The organism is Sphaerotilus hippei (assembly GCF_003201595.1).
In the GTDB taxonomy this organism is placed as follows: domain Bacteria; phylum Pseudomonadota; class Gammaproteobacteria; order Burkholderiales; family Burkholderiaceae_C; genus Sphaerotilus; species Sphaerotilus hippei.
Genome location: NZ_QJJS01000015.1, coordinates 74,078 through 99,315 on the forward strand (window position 1 = coordinate 74,078; position 25,238 = coordinate 99,315).

Annotated in this window: 30 protein-coding genes and 1 tRNA gene; 21 read left to right on the forward strand and 10 right to left on the reverse strand. The window is 70.2% G+C overall.

Annotation, left to right across the window (positions count from 1 at the left end):
* Positions 1-49 precede the first annotated feature (49 nt).
* Positions 50-134 (forward strand) — tRNA-Leu (locus tag C7444_RS15090).
* A 119-nt stretch (positions 135-253) separates the two neighbouring features.
* Positions 254-850 (forward strand): rhomboid family intramembrane serine protease, encoded by a 597-nt coding sequence (locus C7444_RS15095; protein WP_110401679.1) that lies wholly within the window; start codon positions 254-256, stop codon positions 848-850.
* A gap of 44 nt (positions 851-894) precedes the next feature.
* On the opposite strand, the gene C7444_RS15100 is transcribed toward C7444_RS15095, so the two are convergent.
* Positions 895-1,860 (reverse strand): NAD(P)H-binding protein, encoded by a 966-nt coding sequence (locus C7444_RS15100; protein WP_110401680.1) that lies wholly within the window; start codon positions 1,858-1,860, stop codon positions 895-897.
* Positions 1,861-1,923: 63 nt separating this feature from the next.
* Here C7444_RS15100 and C7444_RS15105 point away from each other — a divergent pair, with 63 nt between their 5' ends.
* Complete coding sequence (locus C7444_RS15105) at positions 1,924-2,961, forward strand: CDP-6-deoxy-delta-3,4-glucoseen reductase (protein ID WP_110401681.1); 1,038 nt, start codon at positions 1,924-1,926, stop codon at positions 2,959-2,961.
* Between the two features lie 92 nt (positions 2,962-3,053).
* Here C7444_RS15105 and rpsT read toward each other — a convergent pair whose 3' ends face one another.
* On the reverse strand, positions 3,054-3,356 hold the full coding sequence (gene rpsT / locus C7444_RS15110; RefSeq protein ID WP_110401682.1) for a 30S ribosomal protein S20: 303 nt from the start codon (positions 3,354-3,356) through the stop codon (positions 3,054-3,056).
* Positions 3,357-3,496: 140 nt separating this feature from the next.
* Between rpsT and murJ the strand changes: the two genes are divergently transcribed.
* The 9 genes from murJ (at position 3,497) to C7444_RS15155 (ending at position 11,800) form a co-directional block, all read left to right on the forward strand.
* Positions 3,497-5,059 (forward strand): murein biosynthesis integral membrane protein MurJ, encoded by a 1,563-nt coding sequence (gene murJ, locus C7444_RS15115; protein WP_110401683.1) that lies wholly within the window; start codon positions 3,497-3,499, stop codon positions 5,057-5,059.
* Positions 5,060-5,106: 47 nt separating this feature from the next.
* Positions 5,107-5,973 (forward strand): SirB1 family protein, encoded by an 867-nt coding sequence (locus C7444_RS15120; RefSeq protein WP_110401684.1) that lies wholly within the window; start codon positions 5,107-5,109, stop codon positions 5,971-5,973.
* Between the two features lie 139 nt (positions 5,974-6,112).
* The gene (gene hda, locus C7444_RS15125) at positions 6,113-6,793 is read left to right on the forward strand and encodes a DnaA regulatory inactivator Hda (RefSeq protein ID WP_110401685.1); all 681 of its coding nucleotides are present in this window, start codon (positions 6,113-6,115) and stop codon (positions 6,791-6,793) included.
* Positions 6,793-7,467: an HAD family hydrolase gene (locus C7444_RS15130; protein ID WP_110401686.1), complete on the forward strand. Its 675-nt coding sequence runs from the start codon at positions 6,793-6,795 to the stop codon at positions 7,465-7,467. The genes hda and C7444_RS15130 overlap by 1 nt, the downstream gene beginning before the upstream one ends.
* Positions 7,464-9,098, forward strand: a complete 1,635-nt coding sequence (gene pcnB / locus C7444_RS15135; protein ID WP_110401687.1) for a polynucleotide adenylyltransferase PcnB — start codon at positions 7,464-7,466, stop codon at positions 9,096-9,098. The genes C7444_RS15130 and pcnB overlap by 4 nt, the downstream gene beginning before the upstream one ends.
* Before the next feature lie 20 nt (positions 9,099-9,118).
* A complete protein-coding gene (gene folK, locus C7444_RS15140; RefSeq protein WP_110401727.1) occupies positions 9,119-9,607 on the forward strand; it encodes a 2-amino-4-hydroxy-6-hydroxymethyldihydropteridine diphosphokinase in 489 nt (162 codons plus the stop codon).
* Positions 9,608-9,619: 12 nt separating this feature from the next.
* On the forward strand, positions 9,620-9,970 hold the full coding sequence (locus tag C7444_RS15145; protein WP_110401688.1) for a DMT family protein: 351 nt from the start codon (positions 9,620-9,622) through the stop codon (positions 9,968-9,970).
* A gap of 158 nt (positions 9,971-10,128) precedes the next feature.
* Positions 10,129-10,776, forward strand: coding sequence for a DUF47 domain-containing protein (locus tag C7444_RS15150; protein ID WP_110401689.1), 648 nt, complete (start codon positions 10,129-10,131; stop codon positions 10,774-10,776).
* Between the two features lie 13 nt (positions 10,777-10,789).
* Positions 10,790-11,800 (forward strand): inorganic phosphate transporter, encoded by a 1,011-nt coding sequence (locus C7444_RS15155; RefSeq protein WP_110401690.1) that lies wholly within the window; start codon positions 10,790-10,792, stop codon positions 11,798-11,800.
* A 33-nt stretch (positions 11,801-11,833) separates the two neighbouring features.
* Here C7444_RS15155 and C7444_RS15160 read toward each other — a convergent pair whose 3' ends face one another.
* Together C7444_RS15160 and C7444_RS15165 are read right to left on the reverse strand one after the other, a co-directional pair.
* Positions 11,834-12,271 carry a TM2 domain-containing protein gene (locus C7444_RS15160; protein ID WP_110401691.1) on the reverse strand — a complete coding sequence of 146 codons (438 nt, stop codon included), beginning with the start codon at positions 12,269-12,271 and terminating at the stop codon, positions 11,834-11,836.
* On the reverse strand, positions 12,268-12,795 hold the full coding sequence (locus C7444_RS15165) for a GNAT family N-acetyltransferase (protein WP_110401692.1): 528 nt from the start codon (positions 12,793-12,795) through the stop codon (positions 12,268-12,270). Before C7444_RS15165 ends, C7444_RS15160 begins: the two co-directional genes overlap by 4 nt.
* Positions 12,796-13,020: 225 nt before the next feature.
* On the opposite strand from C7444_RS15165, the gene rpsP reads away from it, so the two are divergent.
* From rpsP to C7444_RS15195, 6 genes are all read left to right on the forward strand, one after another.
* On the forward strand, positions 13,021-13,281 hold the full coding sequence (gene rpsP, locus C7444_RS15170; RefSeq protein WP_110401693.1) for a 30S ribosomal protein S16: 261 nt from the start codon (positions 13,021-13,023) through the stop codon (positions 13,279-13,281).
* A gap of 46 nt (positions 13,282-13,327) precedes the next feature.
* Complete coding sequence (gene rimM, locus C7444_RS15175) at positions 13,328-13,915, forward strand: ribosome maturation factor RimM (RefSeq protein WP_110401694.1); 588 nt, start codon at positions 13,328-13,330, stop codon at positions 13,913-13,915.
* 16 nt (positions 13,916-13,931) lie between these two features.
* Positions 13,932-14,678 (forward strand): tRNA (guanosine(37)-N1)-methyltransferase TrmD, encoded by a 747-nt coding sequence (trmD, locus tag C7444_RS15180; protein WP_110401695.1) that lies wholly within the window; start codon positions 13,932-13,934, stop codon positions 14,676-14,678.
* Between the two features lie 127 nt (positions 14,679-14,805).
* On the forward strand, positions 14,806-15,159 hold the full coding sequence (rplS, locus tag C7444_RS15185; protein ID WP_110401696.1) for a 50S ribosomal protein L19: 354 nt from the start codon (positions 14,806-14,808) through the stop codon (positions 15,157-15,159).
* 109 nt (positions 15,160-15,268) lie between these two features.
* Positions 15,269-15,994 (forward strand): CoA pyrophosphatase, encoded by a 726-nt coding sequence (locus tag C7444_RS15190; protein ID WP_110401697.1) that lies wholly within the window; start codon positions 15,269-15,271, stop codon positions 15,992-15,994.
* Positions 15,995-16,035: 41 nt separating this feature from the next.
* Complete coding sequence (locus C7444_RS15195; RefSeq protein ID WP_110401698.1) at positions 16,036-17,061, forward strand: CobD/CbiB family protein; 1,026 nt, start codon at positions 16,036-16,038, stop codon at positions 17,059-17,061.
* Between the two features lie 7 nt (positions 17,062-17,068).
* Here the strand turns inward: C7444_RS15195 and C7444_RS15200 are convergent, their stop codons facing one another.
* Positions 17,069-17,698, reverse strand: a complete 630-nt coding sequence (locus tag C7444_RS15200; RefSeq protein WP_110401699.1) for a LysE/ArgO family amino acid transporter — start codon at positions 17,696-17,698, stop codon at positions 17,069-17,071.
* 81 nt (positions 17,699-17,779) lie between these two features.
* Between C7444_RS15200 and C7444_RS15205 the strand changes: the two genes are divergently transcribed.
* Positions 17,780-18,685 (forward strand): LysR family transcriptional regulator ArgP, encoded by a 906-nt coding sequence (locus C7444_RS15205; RefSeq protein WP_110401700.1) that lies wholly within the window; start codon positions 17,780-17,782, stop codon positions 18,683-18,685.
* A gap of 10 nt (positions 18,686-18,695) precedes the next feature.
* On the opposite strand, the gene rsgA is transcribed toward C7444_RS15205, so the two are convergent.
* Both rsgA and C7444_RS15215 read right to left on the reverse strand, forming a co-directional pair.
* Entirely contained in the window at positions 18,696-19,658 is a 963-nt protein-coding gene (gene rsgA, locus C7444_RS15210) for a ribosome small subunit-dependent GTPase A (protein WP_110401701.1), read from the reverse strand.
* Positions 19,655-20,941 (reverse strand): M48 family metallopeptidase, encoded by a 1,287-nt coding sequence (locus tag C7444_RS15215; protein WP_110401702.1) that lies wholly within the window; start codon positions 20,939-20,941, stop codon positions 19,655-19,657. The genes rsgA and C7444_RS15215 overlap by 4 nt, the downstream gene beginning before the upstream one ends.
* A gap of 56 nt (positions 20,942-20,997) precedes the next feature.
* On the opposite strand from C7444_RS15215, the gene orn reads away from it, so the two are divergent.
* Together orn and C7444_RS15225 are read left to right on the forward strand one after the other, a co-directional pair.
* The gene (gene orn, locus C7444_RS15220; protein ID WP_110401703.1) at positions 20,998-21,561 is read left to right on the forward strand and encodes an oligoribonuclease; all 564 of its coding nucleotides are present in this window, start codon (positions 20,998-21,000) and stop codon (positions 21,559-21,561) included.
* A 234-nt stretch (positions 21,562-21,795) separates the two neighbouring features.
* Positions 21,796-22,107 (forward strand): c-type cytochrome, encoded by a 312-nt coding sequence (locus C7444_RS15225; RefSeq protein ID WP_110401704.1) that lies wholly within the window; start codon positions 21,796-21,798, stop codon positions 22,105-22,107.
* An 81-nt stretch (positions 22,108-22,188) separates the two neighbouring features.
* On the opposite strand, the gene C7444_RS15230 is transcribed toward C7444_RS15225, so the two are convergent.
* From C7444_RS15230 to folE2, 3 genes are all read right to left on the reverse strand, one after another.
* Positions 22,189-22,968: a ferredoxin--NADP reductase gene (locus C7444_RS15230; RefSeq protein ID WP_110401705.1), complete on the reverse strand. Its 780-nt coding sequence runs from the start codon at positions 22,966-22,968 to the stop codon at positions 22,189-22,191.
* 119 nt (positions 22,969-23,087) lie between these two features.
* Positions 23,088-24,266 carry a PQQ-dependent sugar dehydrogenase gene (locus C7444_RS15235; protein ID WP_110401706.1) on the reverse strand — a complete coding sequence of 393 codons (1,179 nt, stop codon included), beginning with the start codon at positions 24,264-24,266 and terminating at the stop codon, positions 23,088-23,090.
* Between the two features lie 47 nt (positions 24,267-24,313).
* Positions 24,314-25,117, reverse strand: a complete 804-nt coding sequence (gene folE2, locus C7444_RS15240) for a GTP cyclohydrolase FolE2 (protein WP_110401707.1) — start codon at positions 25,115-25,117, stop codon at positions 24,314-24,316.
* Between the last annotated feature and the right edge of the window lie 121 nt (positions 25,118-25,238).

Sequence of the window (25,238 nt, forward strand, 5' to 3'; positions counted from 1 at the left end):
CCGGGCTCGTGCCATAATCAATGTCCGCGCCCTGCACAGCGCCCATCCTGCCGGAGTGGCGAAATCGGTAGACGCAGGGGATTCAAAATCCCCCGCCGCAAGGTGTGCCGGTTCGAGTCCGGCCTCCGGCACCAGATCTGCAATTGCTGTGCAAATGCCAGATCCGGAACAGGGCGCGTGGTGGTACAGGCCTCCGGCCTGACCTGGATCAGGAGCGGCTTTCCCGTCGTCGTCCTTCCGGAACCCACCGTACATGCCACAGCTTCCCCCGGTCACCAAGGCGTTGATGCTGATCTGCACCGCCATGTTCTGCGCGCAGCTGCTGCTCGGGCAGTGGCTCGAAGTGTTCTTCGCGCTGTGGCCGCTGGGCAGCGGCCGGTTCATGCCCTGGCAGCCGCTGACCTACGCCTTCCTGCATGGCGACCCGCTGCACCTGTTCTTCAACATGCTGGGCCTCTACATGTTCGGCGCCGAGATCGAGCAGATCTGGGGCCGCAACCGCTACATGCAGTTCCTGGGTGCCAGCGCGCTGGCGGGCGCGGTGGCGCAGATCCTCGTGGGCCTGCTGATGCCGATGGGGCCGACGCTGGGCGCCTCGGGCGCGCTGTTCGGCCTGCTGCTGGCCTTCGGCATGATGTTCCCCGACCGCACGATCATGCCGCTCTTCCCGCCCATCCCGATGAAGGCCAAGGTCTTCGTCGCGGTGTTCGGCGGGCTCGAGCTGCTGATGGGCCTGACCGGCAGCAGCGGCGTGGCGCACTTCGCCCACCTGGGCGGCATGCTCGGCGGCTGGCTGATGATCCGCTTCTGGCGCGGCCAGGCACCGTTCCCGCCGCGCCGGCGCCGCTGATCGGCCACGCCGGTCGCACGGCCTGCCGTGCCGCCGCGGCGGTTTCAGTCGCCGCGCTGCAGATCGGCCAGCCCGGAAGCCACCGTCGGGTGCCGCAGTGACAGCCGCAGCTCGCGCTTCATGCGGCTGTTGTCCATGCGACGCGACTCGCTCATGAAGCTCAGCTGCATCGGTCCGAGCCGCTGCGTCGCCTCGGCGCGGCTGATCCGGGGCGCGGGGGCGAGGCCGGCCAGCCGGGCAGCCAGATCGAAGTAGTCGCCCATCTTCATGTCGCTGTCGTCGTTGACGTTGATGGCCCGGGCGCCGCCGGGGCCGCGCAGCAGCGCGATGAAACAGGCGCGAGCCAGGTCGTCGGCCTGGATGTGGTTGGTGTGCACGTCGTCCTGCGCCTCCAGCAGCGGCGTGCCGCGGCGCAGGCGCTCCAGCGGATTGCCACCTTCACGATCGAGGGCGTAGATGCCGGGGATGCGCAGCAGCAGCGCGCTGCGGGCCGGCTCGGCTGCCCTGGCCGCCTGGCGGCGCACCCACCGGGCGATCGCCCGTTCGGCATCGACGCGCCGCCGTGCCCGGGCGGTGAGGGCCCGCGGGCCCCAGGTCTCGTCGATGAGGCGGCCCTGCGCGTCCCCGTAGACCCCCGACGTGCTGCCATAGACCAGCCGGCGCGTGGTGTCGTGCCGCGACAGGGCCTGCAGCAGGGCGGCGGTGCGCGGGTCGCGGCCGTCGTCGCGGTGGGTGGGGGGCGGGGCCAGGTGCAGCACCCGGGACGCGAGTCCGGCCAGCCGACGCAGCGTCGGGGCCCGGTCCAGGTCGCCGATCAGCGGCACGGCGCCGGCCGCCCGCAGCGCCGGCAGGCGCTCGGCCGATGAGGTCAGCGCGCGCACCGACCACCGGCCGGCCAGCAGCGTGAGCACCCGCTGACCGACGTCACCGCAGCCGACGATCAGCAGCCGCGGGCGCCGGAAGCGGCGGGGCAGGGCGAGGGCGGGCGGAGCGGGTGGGCGAGGGCGCATGGGGTGGCTGAGGGCACAATCTCGGCCCATTGATGTTTCTGCACAGGCTCAGAGGATAACGAGATGACATTCACCGTGACCGTTCAACCCGCGGGGCGCCAGTTCGAGGTCGCGCGTGACGAGGCTATCCTGGCGGGCGCGATCCGCCAGGGCGTCGGCCTGCCTTACGGGTGCAAGGACGGCGCCTGTGGATCCTGCAAGTGCACGCTGCTGGAAGGCCGCGTGATCCACGGTGCACACCAGGCCAGCGCGCTGAGCGCGGAGGACGAGGCCCGTGGCCTGGTGCTGACCTGCTGCGCGACGCCGCAGACCGACGTGGTGCTCGAGTCGCGCCAGGTCACGGCCGTCGGCCAGTTCCCGGTGCTGAAGATGCCGGTGCGGGTGATGAGCCTCGAGCGCAAGGCGGCTGACGTGGTCGTGCTGCGCCTGCAGTTGCCGGCGACGCAGTCCTTCCAGTACCACGCCGGGCAGTACGTCGAGTTCATCCTGCGTGACGGTGCCCGCCGCAGCTACTCGATGGCCAGCGCGCCCGAGGTGGCGGCCGGCGTGATGGAGTTGCACCTGCGCCACATGCCGGGCGGGCGTTTCACCGATCAGGTCTTCGGCACGATGAAGGAGAAGGACATCCTGCGCCTGGAGGGTCCCTACGGCAGCTTCTTCCTGCGCGAGGACAGTGACGCGCCCGTCGTGCTGCTGGCCTCGGGCACCGGCCTGGCGCCGATCAAGGCCATCGTCGAGCACATGAAGGCCGCCGGACTGCAGCGCTGCACGCGCCTGTACTGGGGTTGCCGCAGCCGGGCCGATCTCTACCTGCACGACTGGGTGCAGGCGGCCGCGGCCGAGCTGCCGTGGCTGGAGTACATCCCGGTGCTGTCGAATGCGCAAGCCGAGGACGCCTGGACGGGTCGCGCCGGACTGGTGCATGAGGCGGTGATGGGGGATCTGCCCGATCTGTCGGGCCATCAGGTCTATGCCTGCGGCGCGCCGATCATGGTGTCGTCCGCACGACGGGACTTCGTGGCCCGCTGCGGACTGCCGGCCGAGGCCTTCTTCGCGGATTCGTTCACCAGCGAGGCCGACAAGCAGGCGGTGGTCGTCTGATTCCGGGATGGCCGCCGCGGCGGCTGTCCGGAAACGACAAGGGCCCGCAGCGCGGGCCCCTGGTTCAACGATCCACCCGGATCAGGCTGTGTTCAGGCCGCGAGGGCCAGAGCCTTGATCTTGGCCGACAGGCGGCTCTTCAGGCGAGCGGCCTTGTTCTTGTGGAACAGACCCTTGTCGGCGATCGAATCGATCACGCTCTGCGATGCCTTGAAGGTGTCGGCAGCCTTGGACTTGTCGCCCGTGGCAACGACCTTCAGCACGCCCTTGACGGCGGTGCGGAACTTCGAGCGCAGTGCGGTGTTGGCGGCGTTCAGCTTGACGTCTTGACGCGCACGTTTACGACCCGACGCAATGCGGACCGACTTTTTCTTTGCTTTGGAAGCGGTGGCCATGGTGTTTTGGTTCCCGGGTGGAAAGTCGATCAGTATAGCACCTTGAATGGCAATGCGAAAGAGTGTTGCGTGCCGGCCCGTCCAGGGCGGGCCGGGGGCGGCGCCGATAATCCGCTGCACCACTCTCCGGACCCTCTGGCATGAACCTGCTGCGCGCTGCTTCCTTCGTCTCGCTGCTCACGCTGGCGTCCCGCATCACCGGGCTGGTGCGCGAGCAGCTGATCGCCGCCGCCTTCGGTGCCAGCGCGGCGACCGATGCGTTCCAGGTCGCGTTCCGCATCCCCAACCTGCTGCGCCGGCTCTTTGCCGAAGGGGCCTTCTCCCAGGCCTTCGTGCCCATCCTGGCCGCGACCCGTGCCACCGAAGGGGACGAGGCGACCCACCGCCTGATCGATGCGGTCGGCACCCTGCTGCTGTGGGCCCTGCTGCTGACCTGCGTGCTCGGCGTGGTCGGCGCGCCGGTGCTGGTGTGGCTGATGGCCGCGGGCCTGTCGCCCGACAGCCGCGAGGCGGCCGTGACGATGACCCGCTGGATGTTTCCCTACATCGGCTGCATGTCGCTGGTGGCGCTGTCGGCGGGCATCCTCAACACCTGGAAGCGCTTCGCGGTGCCGGCGGCCACGCCCGTGCTGCTCAACCTCTGCATGATCCTGGCGGCCTGGCTGCTGGCGCCCCGTTTTGCCGCCCACGGCATCCCGCCGATCTACGCCGTGGCCGCCGGGGTGATGGCCGGCGGGGTGCTGCAGCTGGCGGTGCAGGTGCCGGCGCTGCGCCGCATCCAGGCGCTGCCGCGCCTGGGCCTGAGCTGGCAGGGGGTGCTGCAGGCCTGGCGCCACCCGGGGGTGCACCGGGTGCTGGGCAAGATGGCGCCGGCCATCCTGGGGGTGTCCGTGGCGCAGATCTCGCTGATGGTGAACACCCAGATCGCGTCGCACCTGCCCACGGGCTCGGTGTCCTGGCTGACCTATGCCGACCGGCTGATGGAGTTCCCGACGGCGCTGCTGGGCGTGGCGCTGGGCGTGGTGCTGCTGCCGCAGCTGTCGGCCGCCCAGGCCCGTGGCGAGGACGATCGCTACAGCGCGATGCTCGACTGGGGCCTGCGCCTGGTGACCCTGCTGGCGCTGCCCTGTGCCGTGGCCCTGCTGGTGTTCGCGCTGCCGCTGGTGTCGGTGCTCTACCACTACGGCCGGTTTTCCCCGGCCGATGCGCAGCAGACCGTGACGGCGCTGATGGGCTATGGCGTTGGCCTGATGGGCCTGGTGGGGGTCAAGGTGCTGGCCCCGGGCTTCTACGCCCGCCAGGACATCGCCACGCCGGTGCGCATCGCCATCACCGTGCTGGGCCTGACGCAGCTGATGAACCTGGTGTTCGTGCCTCGCCTGGGTCACGCGGGCCTGGCGCTGTCCATCGGGGTGGCGGCGCTGATCAACGCGACCTGGCTGCTGATCGGCCTGCGGCGCCGGGGCAGCTATCGCCCGGCGCCCGGATGGCCGCGCTTCCTGCTGCAGGTGGCGCTGGCCAGCGCGGTGATGGGGGCCTGGCTGGTCTGGGTGGCCCGCTCGGTCGACTGGATCGCGCTCGGCGCGGCCCCCGGGCAGCGGGTGCTCTGGCTGGCCGGGGCGCTGGCGGCGGCGGCGGCCCTGTATTTCGGTGCGCTGCTGCTGGTCGGGCTGAAGTGGCGCCAGTTCGCCCGCCGGGGCTGAGGCCCGGTCGGTGACAGGCCCGGGCCGGGCTGTATAAACTCCTTCACATGCGCTGGACCGTCCCGACCCCCCTGGATCATTTTGCGGCCCTGGTCGGGACCGACGACGGCTTTCCGCTGACCGAGGCGGCCGTCGCGATCGCGATGGCCGAGCACCCCGCGCTCGACGTGCAGGGCGTGCTGGCCGAACTCGACGGCCTGGCCCTGCGCCTGCAGCGGCGCATCCCGGCCGACGCGTCGGCGGAGCAGCGGGTGCGCCTGCTGCATCGTTTCTTCTTCGACGAGCTCGGGTTCTCCGGCAATGCCAACGATTTCTACAGCGTGCGCAACAGCCATGTGCACGAGGTGCTGCGCACGCGCCGCGGCATCCCGATCACGCTGGCGGTGATCTACCTCGAGCTGGCCACGCAGATCGGGCTGCGGGTGCAGGGGGTCTCCTTTCCGGGCCATTTCCTGGTGCGCCTGAGCCTGCCCGAGGGCGATGCGGTGATGGATCCGCTGACCGGCGAGTCGCTCAGCCGCGAGGCGATCGAGGAGTGGGCCGCCCCTTTCCTCGAGCGCCAGCGCCCGGAGGCCGGGCTCGGCTCGGCCGGACGCGCCGAGATGCTGCGGCACCTGCTGGCGCCGGCCACGCCCCGCGAGATCATCGCCCGCATGCTGCGCAACCTGGAGGCGCTGCACCAGTCGAGCGATGACCCCGCGAAGGTGCTGCCGATCCAGCAGCGCCTGGTGGCGCTGCTGCCCTCCGAGTGGAGTCGCCGCCGCGACCGCGGCTACACGCTGGCCGACCTGGGGCAGACGCAGGAGGCCATCGACGACCTGTCGGCCTACCTCGACCGGGCCGGTGATGCGGCCGATCTGGCCCAGGTCCGGGCCCACCTGATGACCTTGCGCGGACGGCGTTCGTCACGCTGATCCGGGCCCGCTCCCGGGGGTGTCGGCGGATTTTCTTAGAATCGTCGACTTTTGCGTTTGGCTGCTCCACGATTCGGTCGTGACCGCCAGCTGATTTCAGGGTTGATGCACCGGCATGGTTTCCAGTTCCTTTCCCGTGATGCGGCAAGTGCCCCTGGCACTGGGGCCCGAGCCTGCCTGGCGTTTCGACAATTTTGTCGTCGGTGGCAATGACCAGTGGGACCAGATGTGCTGCGCGCTCGGGGCACCCCGTCCCGACACGCCCGTCTACCTCTGGGGGCCGATGGGCAGCGGCAAGAGCCACCTGCTGCATGCGGCGGCGGCCCTGGCGCAGGCCGACGGCCTGCGCGTCGCGGCCTTCGACCTGCGCACGCCGCTGCCGTGGGAAGTTGACGACAGCGTGCGCCTGCTGATCCTCGACGACTGCGACCGCTACAACACGCTGCAGCAGCACGCGGCCTTCACCGCCTTCGTGGAGGCCACCAGCCTGGCCATGCCGGTGCTGGCCGCCGGTCGCCTGCCGCCGGTGGACCTGCCGGTGCGTGACGACCTGCGCAGTCGCCTGGCCTGGGGGCTGGTCTACCAGCTCAACCCGCCCAACGAGGAAGAGGCCCGCACCGTGCTGCGCTGCGAGGCCGACCGGCGTGGCATCGTGCTGTCCGAGGACGTGATCGACTACCTGCTCAAGCGCTGCGCCCGTGACCTGGCGCACCTGATGAGCCTGCTCGACCGGCTCGACGAGTACGCGCTGGCCACCCAGCGCGCGGTGACCGTGCCGCTGGTGCGCGAGATGCTGCAGCAGGACGGGGGCGGCCTCTGATGCCACGCCACCTCAGCCTGTTCGACCTCGACGGCACGCTGATCGCCGGGGACTCCAACCAGGCGTTCGGCGAGTTCATGGCCAGCCTCGGCTGGATCGGGCTCGACGAGTTCCACCGGAGCCAGCAGGGCTTCCACGCCGAATACGACGCCGGCCGGCTCGACCTGGCGGCCTACGTCGACTTCGTCACCCGCCCCTGGCGCGATCGCCCGGCCGCCGAGGTGCTGGCCGCCCGCGAGCGTTTCATGCAGGAGGTCATGCATCCGCGCATCGATGCCCGGGCGCGTGCGCTGGTGCGGCAGCACCGCGAGCGGGGCGACCTGATGGTGATGGTCACGGCCACCAACGACTTCGTCACCGCGCCGATCGCGCAGGCCTTCGGCATCGATGACCTGCTGGCGGTCCAGCTCGAGACCGGCCCGGACGGGCGCTGCACCGGCCGCTTCCGCGGCACGCCCACCTTCCGCGAAGGCAAGGTCGAACGGCTGCACCAGTGGCTGGCCGGCCGGGGCCAGGCCCTGGCGGACTTCGAGTCGGTCACGGTCTACAGCGACTCGCCCAACGATCTGCCCCTCCTGGCCATCGCGACCCACGCGGTGGCCACCAACCCCACACCAGCGCTCGAAGCCGAGGCGCTGCAGCGCGGCTGGCGCATACTCCGGCTCCTCCCATGATCAAGAATTTCATCCACCGTTTGCTGGGCAAGGGCGGCAAGGACGCTCCTGTCGCCGCCGAGCTGCCGCCCACCGGTCGCCGTGTCGAGGTGCCGCGCGAGGTGCACCGCATCGACCCCAAGCTGATCGACGAGCGCGCCGTGCGGGTCGTGACCACGCTGCAGGACGCCGGCTTCGAGGCCTACATCGTCGGGGGGGCCGTGCGTGACCTGCTGCTGGGTCACCGCCCCAAGGATTTCGACGTCGCCACCAACGCCACGCCGGAACAGGTCAAGGGCCTGTTCCGGCGTGCCTTCATCATCGGTCGGCGCTTCCGCATCGTGCACGTGGTGCATGGCCGCGGCCGCGACCACGAGGTGATCGAGGTCTCGACCTTCCGCGCCTACCTCGACCCCAGCGCGGCCGAGCAGCTGGTGGGCAACGAGAAGCCCGGCAAGTCCGACCTGGCCAGCAAGAGCCACGTGGTCGACGCCAGCGGCCGGGTGCTGCGCGACAACGTCTGGGGCCCGCAGGACGAGGATGCGGCCCGGCGCGACTTCACCGTCAACGCGCTCTACTACGACCCGCGCCGCGAACTGGTGATCGACTACCACCGCGGCATCGAGGACTCCCGGCTGCGCCTGCTGCGCATGATCGGCGACCCCGAGACCCGCTACCGCGAGGACCCGGTGCGCATGATCCGGGTGGTGCGCTTCGCCGCCAAGCTCGGCTTCGAGATCGAGGCCGCCACCCGCGCGCCGCTGGTGCGCATGGCCGACCTGCTGGGCAATGTGCCGGCCTCGCGGCTGTTCGACGAGATGATCAAGCTGCTGCAGACCGGCCACTCGCTGGCCAGCCTCGAGGAGCTGCGCAAGCAGGGCCTGCACCGCGGCGTGTTCCCCATCCTCGACGCGGTGCTCGACGATGCGCACCGCCACGACGGGCGCGAGAAGTTCATCCACATGGCCCTGAGCGACACCGATCGCCGGGTCGGCGAGGGCAAGCCGGTGGCGCCCAGCTTCATGCTGGCCTGCATGCTGTGGCACGAGGTGCTGCGCCGCCGCGACGACCGGCGCTCGCGTGGCGAGAGCCCGACGGTGGCGCTGCAACAGGCCACCGACGCGGTGTTCGATGCCCGCATCGGCGACATCTCCGGGCGCGGCAAGCTGGCCGCCGACATGCGCGAGATCTGGATGATGCAGCCGCGCTTCGAGCGCCGCACGCCGTCGGCCGCGCTGTCGCTGGTGGCGCAGCCCCGGTTCCGCGCCGGCTTCGACTTCCTGCGGCTGCGAGCCGATGCCGGCGAGCTCGACGAAGCGCTGGCCCGCTGGTGGGAGGCGTTCTCGCTGGCCGACGACCAGGAGCGTGAGGACCTGCTCGAGGAGGCGCGCCAGGCCGACCAGGCCGCCCGCCGCCAGACCCAGGGTCGACCGGGAGCACGGACGCCGGCGGCAGCCGGCAGGCCGGTCGCCGCCGACCGGGTGTCCGCGCCGGCCGAGGCCTCCGCGGACGACGAGGACGACGACATCGAGCCGTCCGGCGACGAGGCGGCCGCCCCCGCGCCGGCCCGTCGCAAGCGCCGGCGCCGCAAGCCCGCGGGTGCCGGGGCGGGCGCTGCCGGAGGTGGTGCCGGCGGTTCGCAGGGCACCTGAGCGTGCCGGGCGTGGCGCCGATCCGGCCGCTGGTGCGGGCCTACATCGGTCTGGGGGCCAATCTGGGGGCCGCCCGGGCGGCCCTGCAGTCGGCCTGCGAGCAGCTCGCCGCGCTGCCCGAGACCCGCTGGGTGGGCCGGTCGGCCTGGTATCGCAGCGCGCCGGTCGACGCCAGCGGCCCGGACTACCTGAATGCCGTGGCCGTGCTCGACACCGGTCTGGCGCCGCTGGCGCTGCTGCATGCGCTGCAGGCCATCGAGCTGGAGCACGGGCGCCTGCGCCCCTACCGCAACGCGCCCCGCACGCTGGACCTGGACCTGTTGCTGCATGGCGACGCCGTGCAGCCGGGGCCGGAGCTGATCCTGCCGCACCCGCGGCTGCATGAGCGGGCCTTCGTGCTGCAGCCCCTGCGCGAGGTGGCGCCCGACCTGGCCCTGCCGGGTCGGCCCTCGCTGGACCTGCTGTGCGCGGCCTGCGCGGACCAGGCGATCGAGCGGCTGCCCTCCTGATCCCCGAGTGCCATGAACCTGCCCGCCCCGTTGCAGACCATCGGTCTGCTGATCCTGTCGAACCTGTTCATGACCTATGCCTGGTACGGCCACCTCAAGACCATGGGCGGCAAGCCCTGGTACACGGCGGCGCTGCTGAGCTGGGGCATCGCGCTGTTCGAGTACCTGCTGCAGGTGCCGGCCAACCGCATCGGCGCGGCCGGCGGCTGGTCGCTGGCCCAGCTCAAGATCACCCAGGAGGTGGTGACGCTGGCGGTGTTCGTGCCGTTTTCGGTGCTCTACATGCAGCAGCAATTCCGCCTGGACTTCGTCTGGGCCGGCCTGTGCCTGCTCGGTGCGGTCTATTTCATCTTTCGCGGCTGATCCGGATTGGTCGGCCGGCCCGGGTACACTCGCGCCGTTTCAGGAAGATGACCATTCCGTGACAGATGGGTGTTTTTGCCCGATCTGAAACATGGGAGCGCCTCTGCGGCCAGGGTCGTCCTGTTTCCCCCTTCCCCCTGACTGAATCCGGAGTCTCCATGCTGTTCGGCAAGCTGCTGCCGCGCGAAGGCAATTTCTTCGAGCTCTTCAACGCCCATGGTGTGGCGATCGTGAACGGCTCGCGGGCCTTCCTGTCGATGATCCAGAACTACTCGGACGTCGCCCAGCGCGAACGTTACGCGGGGCAGGTCGACGACTTCGAGCACGAGGCCGACAAGGTCACGGCCGAGGTCAACCGGCTGCTGCACAAGACCTTCATCACGCCCATCGACCGTGAGCAGATCCACTCGCTCATCAACACGATGGACGACATCCTCGACATGCTGCAGGACGCCTCCGAGACGATGGCGCTCTACGACGTGCGCGAGCTCACGCCCGAGGTGACGCGCCTGAGCGAGCTGGCGGTCAAGTGCTGCGAACGGGTCGCGCATGGCGTGTCGCTGCTGTCGCAGCTGTCCAAGCACAGCGTCGCGGCCGCGACGGTCAAGACCTGCCAGGAGATCTCGCAGCTCGAGTCCGATGCCGATCGCGAGATGCGCTCGGCGATGTCGCGCCTGTTCCGCGAGCAGGAGGACATCCGCGAGCTGATCAAGCTCAAGGCGATCTACGAGCAGCTCGAGTCCATCACCGACAAGTGCGAAGACGTGGCCAACCTGATCGAGGGCATCGTCCTCGAGAACTCCTGAGCCCGGACCGATCATGGATGCGGTCCAGGTCAGTTTCTGGGTGGTCGTGCTGCTCGTCCTCCTGGCGGTCGTCTTCGACTTCATGAACGGTTTCCACGACGCGGCGAACTCCATCGCCACCGTCGTGTCCACCGGCGTGCTCAAACCCCAGCAGGCGGTGCTGTTCGCGGCCTGCTTCAACTTCATCGCCATCGCGGTGTTCCAGCTGCACGTGGCGGCCACCATCGGCAAGGGCATCGTGCTGCCCGGCGTGGTCGATCAGCACGTGGTGTTCGGTGCCCTGGTCGGGGCGATCCTGTGGAACGTCATCACCTGGTGGTTCGGCATTCCGTCGAGCTCCTCGCATGCGCTCATCGGCGGCATCGTCGGTGCGGTCATGGCCAAGGCGGGCACCGGCTCGCTGGTGGCGGCCGGCCTGATCAAGATCGTGCTGTTCATCCTGCTGTCGCCGCTGCTGGGCTTCCTGTTCGGCTCGCTGCTGATGGTGGTCGTGGCGTGGATCTTCCGCGGCTTCTCGCCGCTGCGCATCGACAAGTGGTTCCGCCGGCTGCAGCTGGTGTCCGCCGGGGCCTACAGCCTGGGTCACGGCGGCAACGACGCGCAGAAGACCATCGGCATCATCTGGATGCTGCTGCTGGCCTCGGGCTACGCGCAGGCGGGCGACGCGATGCCGCCCACCTGGGTGATCTGGGTCTGCTACCTGGCCATCAGCATCGGCACGATGTTCGGTGGCTGGCGCATCGTGCGCACCATGGGCCAGAAGATCACCAAGCTCAAGCCGGTGGGCGGTTTCTGCGCCGAGACCGGCGGGGCGCTGACGCTGTTCCTGGCCACGCTGCTGGGCGTGCCGGTGTCGACCACGCACACCATCACCGGTGCGATCGTGGGCGTGGGCTCGGTGCAGCGCGCCTCGGCGGTGCGCTGGGGCGTGGCCGGCAGCATCGTCTGGGCCTGGATCTTCACGATCCCGGCCTCGGCGCTGATGGCTGCCATCGCCTACTGGGTCAGCAACTTCCTGTTCTGATCCGAGGTCCGGGCGCCGTGGCGGCGCCCGGCTTCATGGCTGCCGGATCTGCGCGACGGTGCTCTCGAAATAACGCTGCAGCCCGTAGGTGATGCTCGACAGCAGCGCCGTGGTGCCGATCAGCAGCGCCACGACGAGGGCCAGCACCGTCAGGCCGCTGCCGGGCGGGGACGGGCGGTCCCCGTTGATCCGCGTGTCCCAGCGTTCCTGGGGCGTCAGGCCGATCACCAGGGCCGACAGCATCGCCGCGGCGATCGCCAGGCCGCCGATGGGCAGCAGGAACCAGGACAGGCGGTCGTCCTGTCCGAGGTGGATCGCGCGCCCGTAGCCCCACAGGCCCAGCAGCGTCGGCAGCGGAAACATCCAGCCCCAGGGGTCGCGCCAGCCGTGCAGGTAGAAGCGGTGCGCGCCCAGCGTGCCGGCCAGCACGGCCAGCCAGGTCGCCAGCGTGCGTGACTTGACGCCCTTCATGGGGCGCTGCGGTCGCCCGCACCCAGGTCGCGCTGCATGATCACGCAGTCGAGCCAGCGCTCGAACTTCCAGCCCACCGACTTCATCACGCCGATCCGCTCGAAGCCGCAGGCGCGGTGCACGCCGATCGAGCCGTGGTTGTCCGAGTCGCCGATGACGGCCAGCATCTGGCGCGCGCCGGCGGCGGTGCAGGCGGCGACCAGCTCGGCCAGCAGCAGCCGCCCGACCCCCTGGCGCCGGGCGGCCGGGGCGAGGTAGATGGAGTCCTCGACGGTGTGGCGCCAGGCCTCCCGGGCCCGGAAGGCGTTGGCATAGGCATAACCGAGCACCTCGTCGCCGCGCCGGGCCACCAGCCAGGGCAGGCCCTTGCCGAGCACGTCCTCACGCCGCCGTGCCATCTCCGCCTGATCCGGGCCGACCAGCTCGAAGGTGCCGGTTCCGTGCCGGGCGTTCCAGTCGTAGATCGTGGTGATGGCGGGCAGGTCGGCCGGGGTGCTGGGCCGGATGAGCAGGGGCGAGGTCATGGGTGTGCGGCCTTTGTTTGGACAGACGTGAATGCTGAGTTTATAATCTCGGGTTCTTCGGTGACGGCTGATCCGCGCAAGCGACGCAGCACGTATCTAGCGGGGCCGGGAAAATGCGCGGGCTGTCCTGTCTCGGATTCGAGCAGGGCGCCCATCTGATGATCTGCTGGCCTGCGTGTCTCCTGGTCGGGTGGATCCCTGAACGTTAGTGATCAAGGAAACATCATGGTCGTGATCCGACTCGCTCGTGGCGGCGCTAAAAAGCGTCCTTTCTACAACATCGTTGTGGCTCACGCTGCCAACCGCCGTGACGGCCGCTTCCTGGAGCGCGTGGGCTTCTACAACCCGTTCGCCGCCGGCGCCGAAGAAGGCCTGCGTCTGGCCCTGGACCGCGTGGACCAGTGGACCGGCAAGGGTGCCCAGCTGTCGCCCACCGTTGCGCGCCTGGTCAAGCAAGCCAAGAGCAAGATCGCTCCGGCTGCCTGAGTCTTGAAGCCGTGAACCCGATTCCCCGCTGCGGCGTGTCGAACCCATGAGTTCGATCGACGACGACATCGTCTGGCCGGAAGACGCCATCGAGGTGGCGAAGGTCATCGACGCGTGGGGCATCAAGGGGTGGATCCGTGTCCATCCCTACTCGGCCGATCCTCAGGCCGTGTTCTCTTCGCGCCGCTGGTTCGTCCAGCCGCCGGCCGACCGGCCGGTGCTGGCTGGCGCAGCGGCGCTGCCGCGTGTCCTCTGCATCACGCATGCGAAGGAGCACGGCGACGGCGTGGTGGCTGCCGCTCAGGAAATTCCTGACCGCAACACCGCCGAGGCCCTCAAGGGGGCCCGGATCTTCGTGTCCCGCTCGAGCTTCCCGACCGTCGGTGACGGCGAGTACTACTGGGTCGACCTGATCGGCCTGCAGGTGGTCAACCGGGCCGACGAGGTGCTGGGCACCGTGGTCGATCTGGCCGAGACCGGGGCCCAGAGCGTGCTGCGCCTGGTGCGCACCGAGACCGATGCCGGCGGCAAGTCGCGCGAGGTCGAGTGCCTGATCCCGTTCGTGTCCGCCTACATCGACGAGGTCAGCCTCGAGCGGCGTCGCATCGTGGCCGACTGGGGTCTCGACTACTGAAGCGCCGGCCGTGCCCATGCGCTTCGACGTCCTGACGCTCTTCCCTGAACTCTTCGATCCTTTCCTGCGTGTCGGCGTGACGCGCCGCGCCTACGAGAGCGCTCAGGTCGACGTGCGCCTGTGGCAGCTGCGCGATCACGCGGACGACAACTACCGCCGCATCGATGACCGCCCCTACGGTGGCGGTCCCGGCATGGTGATGCTGGTCGAGCCGCTCGAGCGTGCGCTCGCCGCGGTGCGGGCTGACCGGGACGGGCAGCAGAGGGCGCCGCTGATCATGTTCAGCCCCGCGGGTGCGCCGCTCACGCAGGCGCGTGTTCAGCAGCTGTCGCGCGGGCCGGGGGCCATCCTGCTGTGCGGACGCTACGAGGGGGTCGACCAGCGTTTCGTCGACCGCCATGTCGACGAGGAGATCAGCCTCGGCGACTTCGTGCTGTCGGGTGGTGAGCTGCCCGCGCTGGCCCTGCTCGATGCGGTGACCCGGCTGCAGCCGGGGGTGCTGCACGACGCGGCCTCGCACGAGCAGGACAGCTTCTCCGACGGTCTGCTCGACTGTCCCCATTACAGCCGGCCCGAAGTGCTGGGTCCGGATGCCGTGCCGCCGGTGCTGCTGTCGGGGCATCATGCCCAGATCGCACGCTGGCGCCGGGAGCGTCAGCTCGAGCAGACGGCCCGTCGGCGGCCCGATCTGATCGAGGTGGCGCGAGCCAACGGAAGATTGTCCGCAGCGGACGAGCAAATGCTCGCTCGTTTCAAGTTATAATCGCAGGTTTTGATCCTCTGCCGGGGTGATCCCTTCGGGATTCGGGGCGCGATCCGCAGCGTTGCTGCGGTTGATCGTCGGCATTTCTGCCCGACCCGCGCCGGCACGATCGCTAGGAGTGTTACCCATGGATCTGATCCGCCAACTCGAGCAAGAAGAAATTGTTCGACTCAACAAGACCATCCCCGTCTTCGCCCCTGGCGACACGGTGATCGTCAGCGTGAACGTCGTCGAAGGCACGCGCAAGCGTGTGCAGGCCTATGAAGGTGTGGTGATCGCTCGCCGCAACCGTGGCCTGAACAGCGCCTTCATCGTGCGCAAGATCTCCAGCGGCGAAGGCGTGGAGCGCACGTTCCAGCTGTACAGCCCGCTGATCGCGTCGATCGAAGTCAAGCGTCGCGGTGATGTGCGCCGTGCCAAGCTGTACTACCTGCGCCAGCGCAGCGGCAAGTCGGCACGCATCAAGGAAAAGCTGGCCTGAGGCCACGCCGCTCCGGCCGGATGCAGTCCGGGCGCCGCAATGCGCACGACTGCACTCCACTACAAGCCGCCTTCGGGCGGCTTGTCGCTTTTCGGCCTATCCTCATCGGATGTCCGCCTTGCCCGCCCTTGATCCCGCGCCGGCCATCTTCGACCCGCGCGAGGTGCCGATCGTCTCGATCGGGCACGAGCTGCCCGTGCCGTCGCCCGACGCGCTCACGCCCCAGGCCCTGCGCCGCCGGTTCATGGCGCCGCCCGACTGGCAGCCCGAGTTCACCGGGGACGCCCGTCCCCGGCCGCTGCCCGACCGGCCGCGTGCGGCCGCCGCGGCCGCGGTGCTGATTCCGCTGGTGCAGCGCGAGACCGGCCTGCAGGTGCTGCTGACCCGCCGCACGGCCCACCTGACCCACCACGCCGGGCAGATCAGCTTCCCCGGCGGGCGCAGCGAGCCCGGGGACGCCGACGCGATCGCCACCGCGCTGCGCGAGGCCCATGAAGAGGTCGGCCTGCTGCCCGCCGGCATCGAGGTCATCGGCCGCTTGCCGACCTACACCACCGTCACCTCCTTCGTCGTCACGCCGGTGGTCGGCCTGCTGGCACCGCCGCTGCGGCTCGACCCCGACCCCAACGAGGTGGCCGAGGTGTTCGAGGTGCCGCTGGCCTTCCTGATGTCGCCCGATCAGCACCGCCTGCACCGCTGGGAGCGCGACGGCCATGCCCGGCGTTTCCTGTCCATGCTCTGGCGGCCCGAGGCCCCGGCGGGCGAGGCGGACTACTTCATCTGGGGGGCGACCGCGGCCATGCTGCGCAACCTCTACCGCTTCGTCAGTGCCTGACCGGATCCTGGGGTGCCGCGCACGGCCGGTATCATCGGGGCATGAGCTTTCTCGCGGTTCTCCTGGCCCTGTTCATCGAGCAGTTGCGGCCCTTGCCGCAAGGCAATCCTGTGCACGAAACCCTGGTGGGCTGGGCCCGCTGGACCGCGCGCAACTTCGACGCGGGTCATGAGCACCACGCCTGGGTGGTGTGGGCCGTGACGGTGGCGGTGCCCTGCGCGCTGGTCAGTGCCGTCTTCCTGCTGGTCGACCGGTACAGCCTGATCCTGGCGCTGCTGTGGAATCTGGTGGTGCTCTACCTGACGCTGGGCTTCCGGCAGTTCAGCCACTACTTCACCGACATCCGTGACGCCCTCGAGCAGGGCCAGGAAGAGCGCGCGCGCCAGCTGCTGCAGTCCTGGCGCTACCTCGACGCCAGCGACCTGCCGCGTGACCAGCTGCTGCGCCACGTGATCGAACATGCGCTGCTGGCGGCCCACCGCCATGTGTTCGGCGTGTTCTTCTGGTTCGTGCTGGGCTCGGCGCTGGGGCTGGGGCCGATGGGGGCGGTGTTCTACCGCATGACCGAATTCTGTTCGCGCTTCTGGGCGATCAAGAGCCGTCCGCTGGGCGCGCCGACCAACGAGCGCCTGATGCTTCGTTCGCAGCAGGTCTTCTCGATCATCGACTACCTGCCGGCCCGCATGACGGCGGCCGGTTTTGCGGTGGTGGGCAACTTCGAGGAGGCGGTCGACTGCTGGCGCCACCATGCCCGCCTGTGGCACCACTCCAACGACGGCGCCCTGCTGGCGGCCGCGGCGGGGGCCGTGGGGGTGGCGCTCGGCGGGTCGTCGGCGCCGGAGCCGAGTCCGGGCGTGGCGGCGGCCGGCGGTCGCCGTTCGAACCAGGTGGCCGTGGGCAGCTTCGAGGCCGGGGCGATGCCCGAGGAGACGGCGGCCGAGGGCTGCACGCCCGGGGCCGTGCCGCAGATCGCCCACCTGCGCACGGTGGTCGGCCTGGTGTGGCGCTCGGTCGTGCTGTGGATGCTGATGCTCGCGCTGCTGTCGCTGGCCAACCTGCTGGGCTGAAGCCGGTTCAGCGCACGGCCTTCAGGCTCAGCCCGAGGGCCAGGCCGAACATCATCAGCGCGATCAGCGCATCCAGGCGCCGCCAGGCGGTCGGGGACCGGAACCAGGGCGTGAGCTGCCGGGCCAGCAGGCCCAGGCCGGTGAACCACAGCACGCTGCCGGTCACCGCGCCCGCGGCGAACACCCAGCGCTGCAGGCCTTCCTGGGACTGGGCCAGCGAGCCCAGCAGCACCGTGGTGTCGAGCCAGGCATGCGGATTCAGGAAGCAGAAGGCGGCCGACTGCAGCGCGACCCGGCGCTGCGAGGCCGGGCGGGCCGACGCGTCGGCCATGGCCAGGCTGGCCACGCCATCCTGCCAGGCCCGTCGGGCGGCCTGCAGTCCGTAGACCAGCAGGAAAGCCACACCGACGGCGGTCATCGCCGTCACCGCCCAGGGCGCGGCGCTGGCGATCCAGCCCATGCCGGCGGTGCCCAGCAGGATCAGCAGCGCATCGCACAGGGCGCACACCACGATCACCGTGGCGACATGTTCGCGGCGCAGGCCCTGGCGCAGCACGAAGGCATTCTGGGCGCCGATGGCGATGATCAGGCCCAGGCAACTGGCCAGGCCCATCAGGAAGGGGGTGGAAGCTTGCATGCCGCCAGCGTAGGCAGATCGCCTGCCGTGGTCCAGCTTAAGATTCTTGCTTTGGTGAAGCAGAACTTAATCATGGTCCCCATGCTCGATCATCAGGCGCTGAGGGCGCTGGCCGCGGTGCTGCGCGAGGGCAGCTTCGAGCGGGGCGCACGGGCCCTGCACCTCACGCCGTCGGCCGTGTCGCAGCGGGTGCGCGGCCTGGAGGATCGCCTGGGCTGCGTGCTGCTGATCCGCAGCCAGCCGGTGCTGCCGACCCCCGAGGGCGCGCGTCTGTACCGGCATTTCCTGCAGGTCGAGATGCTCGAGGCTGACCTGGGGCGTGAGCTGGGGCCGCTGGGCCTGGACGTGCCGGCCCGGCGGCGCAGCCTGCCGGTGGCGGTCAACGCCGACAGCCTGGCAACCTGGATGATCCCGGCGATGGCGGCGTTCCATGCCGCTGCAGGCGACACGCTGGCCCTGCAGGTCGACGATCAGGACCACACCCGCGAGTGGCTGCGCCATGGCGAGGTGGTCGGTGCGGTGACGGCGGTGGCCGAGCCCATCAGCGGCTGCCGTGTCGACGCGCTCGGGGTGATGCCGTACGTGGCGGCGGCCAGCCCGGACTTCGTGCAGCGCCACCTGGCGGGTCGGGCGCTGGATGAGGCGCTGCGTGAGGCGCCGATGCTGGTCTTCAACCGCAAGGACGAGCTGCAGCACCGCTACGTGGCGGACCTGCTCGGCGAGGCCGCGCCGGTGGTCGCGCCGATCTGGTGGCTGCCCTCGGCCCACGGCTTTCTCGATGCGGCCCGCGCCGGGCTGGGCTGGGGCCTGCACCCCTTGCCGCTGGTGCAGGCCGAGCTGCGCAGCGGGGCGCTGGTCGAGCTCTTCGGCGGGCGGCGGGCCAGCGTGTCGCTGCACTGGCAGAGCTGGCGCCTGGAGTCGGTGACGATGCAGACGCTGCGCCGCTGCATCGTCCAGGCCGCGGCCGCGGTGCTGCAGCCGGCCTGACGGCCCGGGCTCACCAGCGGGTGGCCGACAGCTCGGCGCGCAGCTCCAGGTAGATGCGGTAGCGTGACGGCGTGATCTCGCCGCGCTCCAGCGCCGCGAGCACCGCGCAGCCCGGCTCGTGGTCATGGGTGCAGTTGGCGAAGCGGCAGTGGCCGCGCCAGGGGCGCAGATCGGCCATCCAGTGCGACAGGTCGTCGACCGACACATGGTGCAGGCCGAACTCCTGGAAACCGGGCGAGTCGATCAGCGCCGATTCCCGGGCCCTGTCGAGCCAGTACCAGCGGGTGTGCGTGGTGGTGTGGCGACCGGAGTTCAGCGCCACCGACACCTCGCCGATCTGCGCGCCCGCGTCGGGCACCAGCAGGTTGACCAGCGTGCTCTTGCCGGTGCCCGACGGGCCCAGCACCAGCGTCGAGCCGTGGGCGAGCCGCTCGCCCAGTTCGGCCCGGGCCTCGTCCGGGCGGGCCTTCAGCGCCAGCTCCATCACCGTGTAGCCCATGCGGCGATAGGGCTCCAGCCGCTCGCGGGCGACCTGGGCCGCCGCCGTCAGGTCGGTCTTGTTCAGCAGGATCAGCACCTCGATGCGGGCCTGCTCGGCCGCGACCAGCGCGCGGGTGAGCTGGCTCTCGCTGAACACCGGGTCGGCGGCCACCAGGATCAGCAGCCGGTCGAGGTTGGCGGCGAACGACTTGGTGCGCCACTCGTCCTGGCGGTGCAGCAGGTTGCGGCGCGGGTCGAGGCTGACGATCACGCCCTCGTCGCCGCGGCTGTCGGTGATCTGGAAGCGCAGCCGGTCGCCGACGACGGCGTCGCTCTTCTTGCCCCGCGGGTGCACGATGATCTCGCGCCCCTCGGGCGTCTCGACCACGAAGTGCCGGCCGTGGCCGGCGACGACCAGGCCCTGCTCCAGGTCGGCCACCGTGCGGTGGGCGGCGGGCTGGCCCCGGTGGGCCGACTTGCTGCCGCCCTTCATGAGCGCTGCAGCCCGGTGGCGGGCTGCGGCAGCGCGGCCAGGCGCTGCACCGCGGGGGGGTGGGAGTAGTGCACTTTCACGTACATGGGATCCGGGGTCAGGGTCGAGGCATTGTCCTCGTAGAGCTTGAGCAGGGCCGAGCGCAGGTCGCCCGGCTGGGCCTGGGTGCAGGCGTAGGCGTCGGCCTCGAACTCGTGGCGGCGCGAGCTGGAGGCGGCCAGCGGGCTGATGAAGAAGCTGAACACCGGGCCGACCAGCATCAGCAGCACCAGCGCGAGGCCGTCGTTGGGCGCCAGCAGGTTGGGCATCACGCCCAGGCCGGTGTAGAAGGCGGGCTGCTTCATCAGCCAGCCCAGCAGCGCCAGGCTCAGCAGCCACACGCCCATCATCAGCGCCACCCGCTTGATCACGTGGCGGTGCCTGAAGTGCCCCAGCTCGTGCGCCAGCACCGCCTCGACCTCGCCGGGGGTCAGCCGCGCGAGCAGGGTGTCGAAGAACACCACCCGCTTGCTGGCGCCGAAGCCGGTGAAGTAGGCGTTGGCATGGGCCGAGCGCTTGCTGCCGTCCATCACGTAGAGCCCCTGGGCCTGGAAGCCGCAGCGCTGCATCAGCGCCTCGACGCGTTCGCGCAGCGCGTGGTCGTCCAGTGGCTGGAAGCGGTTGAACAGCGGGGCGATCACCGTCGGGTAGAGGCCCTGCATCAGCAGCGTGAACACCGCCAGCGCGCCGAAGGCCCACAGCCACCAGGCGGCACCGGCGCTGCCCATCAGCCAGACCAGCAGCGCGGCCAGCGGCGCACCGATCACCAGCCCGACGAACGCGCCGATCAGCCCGTCGCGCAGCCACAAGCCCGGGGTCATGCGGTTGAAGCCGAAACGCTGTTCCAGCCGGAAGGTGCGCCACCAGGCCAGCGGCAGGTCCAGCAGCGAGCCGATCAGGCCCACCGCCAGCAGCAGGCCGACCTGGTAGGCCAGCGCGCCGGCCTGCGGCAGCAGCAGATCGCGCAGCCCGTGGTTGAGCCGGTCCAGCCCGCCCAGCAGCGTCCAGCCCAGCAGCACCGCGGTGCTCCAGGCGGTGTCGACCAGCTCCAGCCGCTGGCGTGCCACCGTGTAGTCGGCCGCCTTCTGGTGGGCGGCGAGGCTGACGGTGGCGGCGAAGGCCGGCGGCACCGCATCGCGGTGGCGGGCGACGTGGCGCACCTGCCGCCCGATCAGCCAGACACGCAGCAGCATCGACGCCACGAGGGCCAGCGCGAACGCCAGTGAAACGAGGAGGGAGTTCATCGGCCGGATTCTCGCCGATGACCATGGGAGAATCCGCCCCCTGTCAGGAGAGAACGATGACCGATACGACCGAACTGGCCCGCAACGACCAGAACCTCATCTGGATCGACCTCGAGATGACCGGGCTGGATCCGAACACCGACCGCATCATCGAGATCGCGGTGGTGGTGACCGACGCCCAGGTCACCCGTCGGGTCGAGGGTCCGGTGATCGCCGTGCACCAGAGCGACGAGCTGCTCGACCGCATGGACGCGTGGAACAAGGGCACCCACGGCAAGAGCGGCCTGATCGACCGCGTCAAGGCCTCGACCGTGGACGAGGCGACCGCGCAGGCCGAGGTGATCGCCTTCCTGCAGCAGTACGTCAGCGGCCGCGCCTCGCCGATGTGCGGCAACACCGTGCACCAGGACCGCCGCTTCCTGGCCAACTACATGCCGCGGCTGGAGCACTTCTTCCACTACCGCAACATCGACGTCAGCACGCTCAAGGAGCTGGCGCGGCGCTGGAAGCCCGGCATCATGGACGGCTTCAAGAAGCACCAGAAGCACACGGCGCTGGCCGACATCCACGAGTCGATCGACGAGCTGCTGTACTACCGGCAGCATTTCCTGATCGCCTGATCCGGCGGCGCGGCGACCGGCGCAGCACTCTGGGTGTCCCGTGCTGGCGCATGCCACCCGGGCGTCACAGGCTGTCACCGGGACGTGTGACACCTGCTGCGCACGGGCCTCAGGGTTCTTCCCCGGCTTTGCCCGGTTCCCGTCGGGCCCGCGGGTCGGCATGGCGTTTGCGGTAGGGAGGCGCTGCGGTGCTGCTCCCTGCATCCGCCGCCCCACCCGCCGAGGAGATCCGAAATGAACAAGACGCTGGCCCGCCTGTGTGTCGTCCCCGCCCTGATGATGGCGGCCACCCTGTCGCACGCTGCCGACAAGGGCACCGAGGTCTACAACGCCAACTGCGCCATGTGCCACGTGCCCGGCCTGGCCAATGCGCCGAAGTTCGGTGACAAGGCGGCCTGGGAGCCGCGCATGGCGGCCGGCAAGGCCGCGCTGCTCAAGTCGGCGCTGGCCGGCAAGGGCGCGATGCCGGCCAAGGGCGGCAACCCCAAGCTGACCGAAGAAGAGGTCGGTGCGGCGCTCGACCACATGCTGGCGGCGCTCAAGTGAGCGTTCGGGCCCTGGCGGCCCGACCAGAAAAAAACGCGGCCGAGGCCGCGTTTTTTCATGGGCGCGAGGCCTGGCGCGTGATCACTGCTCGGCGAAGGCCCGCTCGATGACGAAGTCACCGGGCTTGCTGGTGCTGCCTTCGTCGAAGCCGCGCTCCTCCAGCATGACCTTGAGGTCACGCAGCATGGCCGGGCTGCCGCAGATCATCACGCGGTCCTCCGCCGGGTTCAGCGCCGGCAGGCCGAAGTCGTTCCACAGGCGGCCGTCCTCGATCAGGTCGGTGATGCGGCCCTGGCGCTCGAACGGCTCGCGGGTCACGGTCGGGCAGTAGACCAGCTTGTCGCGCACGACCTCGCCCAGGAACTCGTGTTCGGGCAGGCTCTTGAACAGGTCCTGGTAGGCCAGTTCGTTGACCTGGCGGCAGCCGTGCACGACGATGACCTTGTCGAAGCGCTCGTAGGTCTCGGGGTCCTGGATGATCGACAGCCACGGCGCCAGGCCGGTGCCAGTGCCGAACAGGTACAGGCGCTTGCCCGGGTTCAGGTAGTCGATCAGCAGCGTGCCGGTGGGCTTGCGGCCGACCACGATCTTGTCGCCGACCTGCAGGTGCTGCAGGCGCGAGGTCAGCGGGCCTTCGGGCACCTTGATGCTGAAGAAGTGCAGGTGCTCTTCCCAGTTCGGGCTGGCGATCGAATAGGCGCGCAGCAGGGGCTTGCCGTTGACCGGCAGCCCGATCATCACAAAGTGACCGTTCGAGAAGCGGAAGGCCGGATCCCGGGTGGTGGTGAAGCTGAACAGGCGATCGGTCCAGTGATGCACCGAGGTCACGGTTTCTTCGTTGAAGGCTTTATTCGCTGACATGGCTTACGCAGGCGGGCAAAGAACAGGACCAGCCGCAACACGCGGTGCGACCGGGTCAAACCCCCGAGGATACCCTGGGTCACGGATCTTCTCGCGCCGCGCCGCGCGAGGCCCCGTGCTCAAGGGCTTTCGGGCACCAGCCGCAGCAGCTGGCCGTCGCTGCGGTCGCTCAGCAGGTAGATCCAGCCGTCCGGGCCCTGGCGCACGTCACGGATGCGTTCGCCGCGCGACTCGAGCAGGCGCTCTTCCTGCACGACCCGCGTGCCCGCCAGCGTCAGCCGCAGCAGGGCCTGGCCACGCAGGGCGCCCAGCAGCAGGCTGCCCTGCCAGCCGGGGTAGCGTGGGCTGGTCACGAAGGCCAGCCCGGATGGCGCGATCGAGGTCGGACGCCAGACCCGCAGCGGCTCGACCACGTCGGCCCGGCGCTCGCCCTCGCCGATGCGGGTGCCGATGCCGTAGTGGCGCCCGTAGGTGATCACCGGCCAGCCGTGGTTGCGGCCGCGCTCGACCCGGTTGAGCTCGTCGCCGCCCTGCGGGCCGTGTTCGGTGGCCCAGAGCTCGCCGCTGTCGGGGTGCAGGGCGGCGCCCTGCACGTTGCGGTGGCCCCAGCTCCAGAGTTCGGGCAGGGCACCCGGCGCGACCGGGGCGGGCGTGTCGGTCGGCGCGCGGCCGTCCGCCTCGATGCGCACGATCTTGCCGAGGTGGTTGCCCGGCTGCTGGGCGTCGTCCTTGCGGCTGAAACGGTCTCCCAGCGTCACGAACAGCCGACCGCTGCGGTCGAACACCAGGCGTGAACCGAAGTGCGCACTGCTGTCGACCTTGGGCTGCTGGCGGAACACCACCTGCACGTCCTCGAGCCGCTGTCCGGCGAGGTCGAGCCGGCCGCGCGCGACGGCCGTGCCGTTGCTGGCGCCGTCGCCGGCCTCGCTGTAGCTCCAGTAGACCAGCCGGTTGCTGGCGTGGCCGGGGTGCAGCACCACGTCCAGCAGGCCGCCCTGGCCCCGGGCGTCGACCGGCGGCAGTCCGGCGAGGGCCGGACCGACCCGGCCGTCCCGGCTGACCAGGCGCAGCCGCCCAGGACGTTCGGTGACCAGCCAGCCGGCGGCCGGATCGTCGCCGGGCAGCGGCGCCACGGCCCAGGGGTGTTCCAGGCCGCTGGCGACCACGACCACCCGCACCCGGGTGGCCGGTGCGATGGCGACTGCCGCCGTCGCCTGGGCTGCGGCCTGGAGGGGCGGCAGCAGGCACAGCAGGCCGAGCAGCACGGCGGCAGGGCCGCGACGGGTTCGGACGTTCATCGGCAGCAGCTCCTGGCGGTGGCCCGGGGCGGCGCGCGGGACGCCGCTCAGCGCTCGATGCGTGCCCAGGCCGAGTGGTTGTGGATGGACTCGAAGTTCTCGACCTCGGCCACGTAGCGGCCGATGCGGGCATCGGCGTTCAGGCGCAGGGCCACGTCACGCACCAGGTCCTCGACGAACTTGGGGTTCTCGTAGGCCCGTTCGGTGATCCACTTCTCGTCGGGCCGCTTGAGCAGGCCCCAGATCTCGCTGGAGGCGCTCTCTTCGGCGAAACGCACGATCTCGGTCCAGGCGACGGGCTGCAGCAGCTCGAGCTTCAGCGTCACGTTGGAGCGCTGGTTGTGGGCGCCGTAGTCGGAGATCTCCTTGGAGCACGGGCACAGGCTCTTGACCGGCACCACCGCCTCGGCCCAGATCGACATGCGGCCGTCGCGCACCTCGGCGGTCCAGCCACCCTGGTAGTCCATCAGGCTGGCCACGCCGGAGACCGGCGCGTGCTTGCGGATGAAGAACGGGAAGCGTGCCTCGATCGTGCCTTCGGTCGCATGCAGCTTGTCGAGCATGCCGGCCAGCTCGGTGCGCAGGTTGTCGGCGTCGAGCGGGCGGTCCAGCGCCTCCAGCCAGGCGACGAAGCGCGACATGTGCGTGCCCTTCTGCTCGGCGGGCAGCGCGACGTCCAGGCACCACTGCGCGACGGTGCGGCTGACTTCGCCGCCCACGTCGACCAGCAGCGGGTAGCGCAGGCTGCGCACGCCCACCCTCTGGATGGCGAGGTGGCGCTCGTCGCGCTCGCTCTGGGTGTCGGGGATGGCCAGGGCCGGCGGCAGGGAGGGAAAGGTTCGGTCGTTCATGGTGCGGTGCAAGTGTGACAGCGTTCCCGCCCCTCCGGCGTTGAGAGGTTTTGAATGCTGCGATAGCGCCCGTCGATGGCGCCGGACCCGTCGGGGGGTGGCCGGCCCGCCACCCGCACGT